Annotated in this window: 6 protein-coding genes; 2 read left to right on the plus strand and 4 right to left on the minus strand. The window is 72.7% G+C overall.

Annotation, left to right across the window (positions count from 1 at the left end; all coding sequences use genetic code 11):
- The first annotated feature begins 297 nt into the window (after positions 1 to 297).
- Entirely contained in the window at positions 298 to 1,674 is a 1,377-nt protein-coding gene (locus tag ACWC5O_RS42115) for an MFS transporter (RefSeq protein WP_450591809.1), read from the plus strand.
- A gap of 48 nt (positions 1,675 to 1,722) precedes the next feature.
- On the opposite strand, the gene ACWC5O_RS42120 is transcribed toward ACWC5O_RS42115, so the two are convergent.
- The 4 genes from ACWC5O_RS42120 to lnt all read right to left on the minus strand — a co-directional run bounded on the left by ACWC5O_RS42120 (position 1,723) and on the right by lnt (position 6,763).
- On the minus strand, positions 1,723 to 3,675 hold the full coding sequence (locus ACWC5O_RS42120) for a helix-turn-helix domain-containing protein (RefSeq protein WP_450591811.1): 1,953 nt from the start codon (positions 3,673 to 3,675) through the stop codon (positions 1,723 to 1,725).
- A 76-nt stretch (positions 3,676 to 3,751) separates the two neighbouring features.
- Complete coding sequence (locus ACWC5O_RS42125; protein WP_450591812.1) at positions 3,752 to 4,552, minus strand: 3-hydroxybutyrate dehydrogenase; 801 nt, start codon at positions 4,550 to 4,552, stop codon at positions 3,752 to 3,754.
- Between the two features lie 54 nt (positions 4,553 to 4,606).
- Positions 4,607 to 5,086, minus strand: coding sequence for an NUDIX hydrolase (locus ACWC5O_RS42130; RefSeq protein ID WP_450591813.1), 480 nt, complete (start codon positions 5,084 to 5,086; stop codon positions 4,607 to 4,609).
- 66 nt (positions 5,087 to 5,152) lie between these two features.
- Positions 5,153 to 6,763, minus strand: a complete 1,611-nt coding sequence (gene lnt / locus ACWC5O_RS42135) for an apolipoprotein N-acyltransferase (RefSeq protein WP_450591815.1) — start codon at positions 6,761 to 6,763, stop codon at positions 5,153 to 5,155.
- Between the two features lie 298 nt (positions 6,764 to 7,061).
- Here lnt and ACWC5O_RS42140 point away from each other — a divergent pair, with 298 nt between their 5' ends.
- Positions 7,062 to 8,027: an O-antigen ligase family protein gene (locus ACWC5O_RS42140; RefSeq protein ID WP_450591816.1), complete on the plus strand. Its 966-nt coding sequence runs from the start codon at positions 7,062 to 7,064 to the stop codon at positions 8,025 to 8,027.
- The last annotated feature ends 122 nt before the right edge of the window (positions 8,028 to 8,149 follow it).

Consider the following 8,149-nt stretch of genomic DNA (forward strand, 5'->3'; position numbering starts at 1 on the left):
AGCACCAAGTCAGCACGGGAGGGGGGGAAGGGGTGATGACGTGGGCTTTTAGCCAGCGCCAAACCAGCACGGGAGTCACTACGACGCCTCCACATCATGCCCGAGCAGTGCAACTCGGACAGCGCCCTTTGCTGCCGCATTGCAGCCGTCGCCGAGGCCCCGATGGCGCCTCCATGGTGGCCGCACGCACTCCCTCACCCAGAACTATGGTGTCCCACCACATACGCCTCTGACCTGCCCTTTCCTACGGTGTGCCGACACGTACCCGTCCCCACCGCACACGAGGAAGTGGCGCACATGGCCTCCGGAAACACCGCTCCCCCACCCCCCGCCAGCCTCCCCCGAATCGTCGCCGCCAGCCTCATCGGCACCACCATCGAGTGGTACGACTTCTTCCTGTACGGCTCCGCCGCCGCGCTGGTGTTCAACAAGCTGTTCTTTCCGGAGTCCGATCCGCTCGTCGGGACACTGCTGTCGTTCCTGACGTATGCCGTCGGGTTCGCGGCCCGCCCGCTGGGGGCGCTCGTGTTCGGGCACTACGGTGACCGGCTGGGGCGCAAGAAGTTGCTGGTGCTCAGCCTGCTGCTGATGGGCGGGGCGACCTTCGCCATCGGGCTGCTGCCGACGCACGCGACCGTCGGTGCCGCCGCGCCGGTGCTGCTGACCGCACTGCGCCTCGTACAGGGGTTCGCGCTCGGTGGTGAGTGGGGTGGCGCCGTGCTGCTGGTGTCCGAGCACGGGGATGCCCGGCGGCGCGGATTCTGGGCCTCGTGGCCGCAGACGGGGGCGCCCGCCGGGCAGTTGCTGGCGACGGGTGTGCTGTCGCTGCTGACCGCCGTGCTCTCGGACGACGCCTTCGGCAGCTGGGGCTGGCGGATCCCGTTCCTGCTCTCCGGTGTGCTGGTGATGGTCGGTTTGTGGATTCGTCTCTCCGTCGATGAATCACCCGTCTTCAAGGAGGCGTTGGAGCGGGCCGAGTCACGGCGGACCGGCGAGGCCGAGAAGCCGCCCCTCGTCTCCGTACTGCGGCACCACTGGCGGGACGTGCTCGTCGCCATGGGCGCCCGCATGGCGGAGAACATCAGCTACTACGTCATCACCGCCTTCATCCTCGTGTACGCCACGACGTCCGCCGGCGTCTCGAAGCAGACCGCGCTGAACGCCGTCCTCATCGCCTCCGCCGTGCACTTCGCCGTGATCCCGGCCTGGGGCGCCCTCTCCGACCGGGTCGGGCGCCGGCCCGTGTACCTGCTCGGTGCGGCCGGCATCGGACTGTGGATGTTCCCGTTCTTCTCGCTCGTCGACACCGGCTCGTTCGGGTACCTGGTGCTCGCCGTGACCGTCGGGCTGGTCCTGCACGGTGCCATGTACGCGCCGCAAGCCGCTTTCTTCGCCGAGATGTTCGCCACCCGGATGCGGTACTCCGGTGCCTCCATCGGTGCCCAGTTCGCCTCGGTGGCGGCCGGGGCGCCCGCCCCGCTCATCGCCACCGCGCTGCTCGACGACTACCACAGCTCCAACCCGATCGCCCTGTACGTGATCGCGGCCGCCGTGCTGACGCTGATCGCCGTGGGCGTGGCCCGGGAGACGCGGCACCGGGATCTCGCCCAGGTGGAGGCCGAGGACAGCGGCCAGGCCGCGGCGAGTCCGGCGGCCGAGGCGCGGACCGTCTGACCGGCGCCAGATCTCCTGTGCACTGACCGGCTCCCGTGCGGGGGCCGGTCAGTGCCGTCCCGGTGCCGCCAACCGGTGCAGGCGCAGGGACAGTTGGATCTCCAGGGCGCGGGCCGGGCTCTGCCAGTCCTCGCCCAGGAGGCGGCCCACCCGCTCCAGCCGTTGGGCGACCGTGTTCACGTGCACGTGGAGTGCGTCCTTGGTGCGGGCCGGGCTCAGTCCGCAGGCGAAGTACGCGTCCAGGGTGCGCAGCAGCTCCGTGCCGCGGCGCGCGTCGTAGGCCACCACCGGGCCGATGGTGCGGTCCACGAAGCCACCGATGTCCCGTTCGCCCGCGAGGAGCAGGCCGAGGAAGCCGAAGTCCTCGGCCGCCGCGCCGTCTCCGTCACGGCCGAGGAGGTGCAGCGCGTCCAGGCAGCGGCGGCCCTCGGCGTAGGCGGCGGCCACCGTGTCGGGGTGGGCGGCGAGGTCGGTGACGGGGGCGGAGGCGCCGACCGTGACGGGCTGGTGGACCGCCGTGCCGAGGTGACGGGCGGTGCGGCGGGCCACGTCCGTGGCGGTGTCGCCGTCGGCCAGTGGGAGCAGCAGGACCGTGCCGCCGTCGCGGGCGGCGGCCAGGCCCTGCCGGGTCGCGGCGAGGTGGGAGGCGGCGGACCACAGGCGGCGGCGGGCGGCGGCTTCCTCGTCGGCGTCGGCCGCCGGGCCGTCGAGGCGGGTCGCGAGGACGACGTGGGTGGCGTCCAGGTCGGCGTGCAGCCGGGCCGCGCGTTCGCGCAGCAGGCGCGGATCCCGGTCGCGGGCGTCCAGGAGGTCGTCCAGCAGTTCGCCCCGCACGCGCTGTTCGGCCTCGGCGGCGGAGCGGCGGGCCAGCAGGAGCAGCGAGGTGACCATCGCCGCGCGTTCCAGGGTGCGCTGGTCGACCGGGTCCAGGCCGGGGTGGCCGCGCAGCACCAGCGCGCCGAGCAGTTCGCCGCCCGCGGTCACCGCGGCGATCCAGTCGCCGCCGTGCCGTACGGCGTGTCCCTCGGCGCGGGACGCCTCCAGGGGTTCGGCCGGTGCCGTACCGACCTCGGTGAACTCGACCGCTCCGTCGAGGACTTGCGAGACGGCCGCGGCCACGTCGTGGACCCCGCCGCCGCGCAGCACGAGCTCGGCGAGCCGGTCGTGCACGTCGGAGGCGCGCTCGATGACGGCGCTGCGGTCCCGGATGATCTCGTTGGCGTGTTCCAGTCCCGCCAGGGCCGCGCGGGTCTCGGTGAGCAGGTTGGCGGTGTCGATGGCGGCCGCGGCGAGCGCTGCGAAGGAGCCGAGCAGGGCGATCTGCTCGCGTTCGAAGACGCGCGCTCGACGGTCCGCGGCGAAGAGGACGCCGATGACGTGCGGGCCGAGCATCAGCGGTACGCCGAGGATGGCGACCAGGCCCTCGTCGCGGACGCCGGCGTCGATGGTGAGGGTGTGCTGGAAGCGGTCGTCCTGGAAGTAGTCGTCGGTGACGTACGGCCGTGCGGTCTGGGCCACGAGTCCGCCGAGCCCCTCGCCCATGCCGAGGCGCAGCTGCTGGAAGCGGGCGGAGACCGAGCCCTCCGTCACGCGCATGTAGGTGTCGCCGCGTGCCGGGTCGTTGAGGCTGAGGTAGGCGATGTCCGTGCCGAGCAGCGAGCGGGCGCGCTGGACGATCGCCTGGAGGACGGCGTCCAGGTCCCTGAGGCCGGCCAGGTCGTGGGCGGTCTCGAAGAGGGCCGACAGTTCCGCCTCGCGTCGCCGTCGCCCTTCCAGTTCCGAGCGCACGCGCAGTGCGAGGAGCTTGGCGCGCTCCAGCGCGGCGATCCGGTCGGCCGGTCCGCCCTCGGCGCGGGCGAGCAGCACCGGCTGCTCGTACGCCTCCACCGAGGCGTCGCGGGCCAGCAGCTCGAGGTACGGGGCCTCCGCGCTGCCGACGGACACCCCGGTGGCGCCCTCGGTGGTGGGGGGCTCGGCCGGCTGGAGGTGATCGCGAGACATGGTCACAGGATTCCGCATCGGGCGCCCGGCCCGTCGAGCCTGTGGAAAACTCTCCGGCCGGGCGCCGCCGACCCGCTCAGTGGGCCGTCCATCCGCCGTCCAGCACCAGCGAGGTACCGGTGACGAAGGACGCCTGCGGGCTGCACAGGTAGGCCACGGCCTCGGCGACCTCCTCCGGTTCGATGAGCCGCTGGACGGCGCTGTCCTTGAGCAGGATGTCGGACAGGACGCGCTCTTCGGGGATGCCGTGCGCCTGGGCCTGGTCGGCGATCTGCTTCTCGACCAGTGGGGTGCGCACATAGGCCGGGTTCACACAGTTCGAGGTCACACCGTGGGGGGCGCCCTCCAGGGCGGCCGTCTTGGACAGGCCTTCGAGGCCGTGTTTGGCGGCCACATAGGCGGCCTTGAAGGCGGAGGCACGCAGTCCATGGACGGAGGACACATTGACGATCCGCCCCCAGCCCTGCGCGTACATGTGCGGGAGGGCGCCGCGGACGAGCCGGAACGGCGCCTCCAGCATCACGGTCAGCACCGTGTGGAAGACCTCGGGCGGGAACTGCTCGATGGGGCGCACCAGCTGCAGCCCGGCATTGTTGACCAGGACGTCGGTGCCGGCGGCGGCGTGTTCGGCGGCATCCAGGTCGGTGAGGTCCAGGACGTGCGGTTCGACGGTGCCCGCCAGGTCCCGGGCCCGGTCGGCGAGTGCGTCGAGGCCGGACGCGTCCCGGTCGACGGCTCTCACCTTGGCCCCGGCGGCCGCCAGCCGCAGCGCGCAGGCGCCGCCGATGCCGCCGGCGGCGCCGGTGACGAGGGCGGTGCGGCCGCCTAGGTCGAGCGAGGGGGCGTGCGGGCCGGGCAGGGCGCTGGGCTGGGTCATGTGCCGACCCTAAGCAGCACGCCTGCCCGGCCACATGTGGTCACACCCCATACTTCATTCAAAACTCGTAGGGTCGAACCATGTGGGTTCGTCGGACAGGGCCTGCTTGATCCGGACCAGCTGGTGTTCGTCCATCGTCGGCAGCGCGTCCACCTCGAACCAGCCGACGTCCAGCGACTCGTCGTCGTTGACCCGTGCCTCGCCGCCGACGGCCCGGCAGCGGAAGGTGATGTCCATGAACTGGCAGACGTCGCCGTTGTTGTAGGTGATCCGCTCGCCGGACTTCACCATGACGATCCGTTCCGCCACGCACCGTACGGCTGACTCCTCGTACACCTCGCGCACGGCGGCGGCGGCCGGCTGCTCACCGGGCTCCGGGATGCCGGAGAGCAGCGCCCACTGGTGGTTGTCCGCGCGCTGCCCCAGCAGGATCCTGCCCCGGTCGTCGAAGACGACGGCGCTGACTCCGGGGAGCCACAGCAGTTGGTGGCCCGCGGAGGCCCTGATCGTGCTGATGAAGTCGGGAATAGCCATGGAACCGACCCTAACGGGCCGGTTCCGTCAGTCCGGTGGTTCCCCGGGCGTACGGCGGACGTACGGCTACGCGTCACCCGAGCGCCGGGCACGTATTCCGGACCCGATCGCCCAGCCGAGCCCGCCCGCGGCGACCAGCACCAGGGCGATCTCCGGCAGGATGCCCAGCTTGGTCGCGGGCGTCTCGGAGGTGCGCAGCGGGACCTTCTGGACGAGATAGGCGGGCACGAACATGCCGGTCTTCTGGGTGATCTTCCCGTCCGGCATGATGATCGCGCTGACGCCGCTGGTCACCGGCACGGTCACGGTCCGGCTGTGCTCGACGGCGCGGATGCGGGACATGGCGAGCTGCTGATAGGTCATCTCGCTGCGGTCGAAGGTGGCGTTGTTGCTGGGCACGGAGATCATCTCAGCGCCGTGGGTGACGGTGTCCCGCACGGCCCAGTCGAAGGCGGCCTCGTAGCAGGTGGCGAGGCCGACCTTGGCGCCGTCGATGTCGAACACGCCCGGCTTGCTGCCCCGGCTGAAGTCCTGGCGGACCATACTGGTCCAGTTCTTGTTGATCGCGCCGACGAGGCCGCGCAGTGGAAGGTACTCGCCGAACGGCTGCACCTGCCGCTTGTCGTAGGTCTGGGTCGGCCCCTTGGCCGGGTCCCACAGGATCTGCTCGTTGAGCAGCCTGCCGTCCTTCTCCACGACTCCGCCGACCGAGATGGGCACACCGACGGCCTTGGCGGCGCCCGCGATGACGGTGGCCGCGTCGGAGTTGGTGAAGGGGTCGATGTCGGAGGAGTTCTCCGGCCACAGCACGTAGTCGGGCCTGGCGACCTTGCCGGCCTTGATGTCGGCGGCGAGCTCCAGGGTCTCGCGCGCGTGGTAGTCGAGGACGGCCCGCCGCTGGGCGCTGAACTCCAGCCCGGCCCGGGGCACGTTGCCCTGGATGACCGCGACGGTCGCGGTGCCGTCCTCGGCCTTGTCGCTCACCAGCGGCCGCGCGGCGACCGCTGCCGCCACCGGTACGGCCACGCTCAGCAGCGCGGCGGCCGCGGCACCGCGACGCAGGGTCCGGGTGCGGCGCCGCTCGGCGATCAGACGCCCCGCCTCGTACAGGCCGAAGCCGCACAGGACGACCGCGAAGCCGAGCACCGGGGTGCCGCCCAGCGCGGCGAGCGGCAGGAAGACACCGTCGGCCTGGCCGAAGGCGATCTTGCCCCAGGGGAAGCCGCGGAAGGGCACGCGCGCGCGTACCGCCTCGCCCGCGATCCACACAGCGGCCGCCCACACCGGCCAGGCAGGCAGCTTGGACACCGCTGCGACGCCCACGCCGACGAGGGCGACGAAGACCGCCTCGATGGCGACCAGCGCGATCCAGGGGCCGGGGCCGACCTCCACGCCGGTCCACACCAGCAGCGGCAGGAGGCAGCCGAGTCCGAAGAGGTAGCCGAGGCCGAGCGCCGCCTTCCAGGTCCGGCCGCGCAGTACCCAGGCGAAGCCGGCGAAGGCGGGCAGGGCCAGCCACCACAGCGTGCGCGGCGGGAAGCTGACGTAGAGCAGCACTCCGCAGAGTGCGGAGGCGACGGCCGGGACCAGGCGCAGCAGCCGACGGGCGCGCGCGCTCGGCGCGGGGGACGGCTGGAGTTGGCCGGACTGGTCCACGGAAGTTGCGGTGACGGTCACCCGGGGAGTGTACGGCGGTTGACGTTGCCGCCGACAGCACGGGCTGCCGCGAGCGGTGCCTCACCTGCACCGCGCCGGAATCACGACGTTCCGGCGCTGCTCGTGCCCAAATCGGTCATCAGCAGCTACGGTGTGCCCGAGCCTCAGCGGTGCGGCCGGTCCCGGTGCGTGCGGCCGGGGCCTGCCACAGGTCGGGGGACCGGGGTGCGAGGGGCGGCGGGTGGGGTCGACGGGGACGAGGTCCGCGACCGGTGCGGACGCTCACAGAGGCAGGCGAAACGTTTCTGACGGGGCGGGCATGATCCTTCTGGGAGCGTGCGCCGCCTGGTCGCTGATCACGGCGGCGGCCGACGGCGGGCGACCCGAAGGGGTGCTGCTCGCGGTGCTCGCCGTGATCGCCGGTTATGCCGCGGGCCGGATCTCCGGGGCGCTGCTTCCGATGGCCGCGCCCTGCGCCGGTGCGTCGGCCGGACTCGCTCTGGCCGTGGTGTTGCCCGACCTCTCTCCCGGCCCGCGGTACGCCGCCCCGCTCGGGCACGCCGGGGCCACCGCCGCCCTGCTGGCGCTGGCCACAGGCGCGGCGTGCTGCGCCGCCTGGGCCGCACGCGGGCCCGGGGTGCGGCTCGGGCTGCGGCTGCTCGCCGCCGGGATCGCGCTGACCGGGGCCGTCATGGGCTCGGCCATCGGCTGCGCCGCCAGTGCCGCGGTTCTACTGTGCTCGCTCGCCGCGGGCTCCATGCCCCGCCGAGGCGTCGGAATCGCCGGCCTCGCGCTCGCGGCGGCCCTGGTGGCGGGGACGATCTGCGCGATCGCCGCAGGTGCCCTGCCCGGCGGCCTGGCCGAGGCGCTGGAGAGCCGGTTCACCCCGCACCGGGTCCAGCTGTGGCAGGACGCGCTGCGACTGGCCCGCCGGGACACGGGCCTGGGTGTCGGCCCCGGCCGCTTCGGCGAGCTGAGCGACAACGGGCCGCAGGCCGCGCTGCCCGACGACAGACCGCACTCGGCCCTGCTTCAGCAGGCGGCCGAACAGGGCCTCGTCGGAGCGCTCCTGCTGGCCGCCGGATTCGGCTGGGCCCTCTACGCCCTGTGGCGCACCCCGCGCTCCACACCGATCGCCCTCACCGCGGGCGCGGCCCTGACCGCTCTGGCCGCGATCGCCTCCGTCGGCAACGCGCTGAGCTTCACCACGGTGACCGCAGGCGCGGGTCTGCTGGCGGGGTGGGCCACGGCGCGGCCGTGGGCGGGCGACAGCACGGACCTGTAGCGAGACGCTCACGCGCAGGGCAGGCGGCACTTAGAGGTCATCTCATTTGGCGAGTCTGCGGTAGCAGATGAGGGTGCAGGCGATGCTGGTGAAGGCCAGGAAGTGGACGGCCTTGCGTTCGT

The sequence above is a fragment of the Streptomyces sp. NPDC001450 genome (genome assembly GCF_053597295.1).

Coding starts and splice junctions, on each gene's coding strand:
- ACWC5O_RS42115 (WP_450591809.1), top strand. CDS start 298: ATGGCCTCCGGAAACACCGCTCCCCCACCCCCCGCCAGCCTCCCCCGA.
- ACWC5O_RS42125 (WP_450591812.1), bottom strand. CDS start 4,552: ATGACCCAGCCCAGCGCCCTGCCCGGCCCGCACGCCCCCTCGCTCGAC.
- ACWC5O_RS42120 (WP_450591811.1), bottom strand. CDS start 3,675: ATGTCTCGCGATCACCTCCAGCCGGCCGAGCCCCCCACCACCGAGGGC.
- ACWC5O_RS42130 (WP_450591813.1), bottom strand. CDS start 5,086: ATGGCTATTCCCGACTTCATCAGCACGATCAGGGCCTCCGCGGGCCAC.
- ACWC5O_RS42140 (WP_450591816.1), top strand. CDS start 7,062: ATGATCCTTCTGGGAGCGTGCGCCGCCTGGTCGCTGATCACGGCGGCG.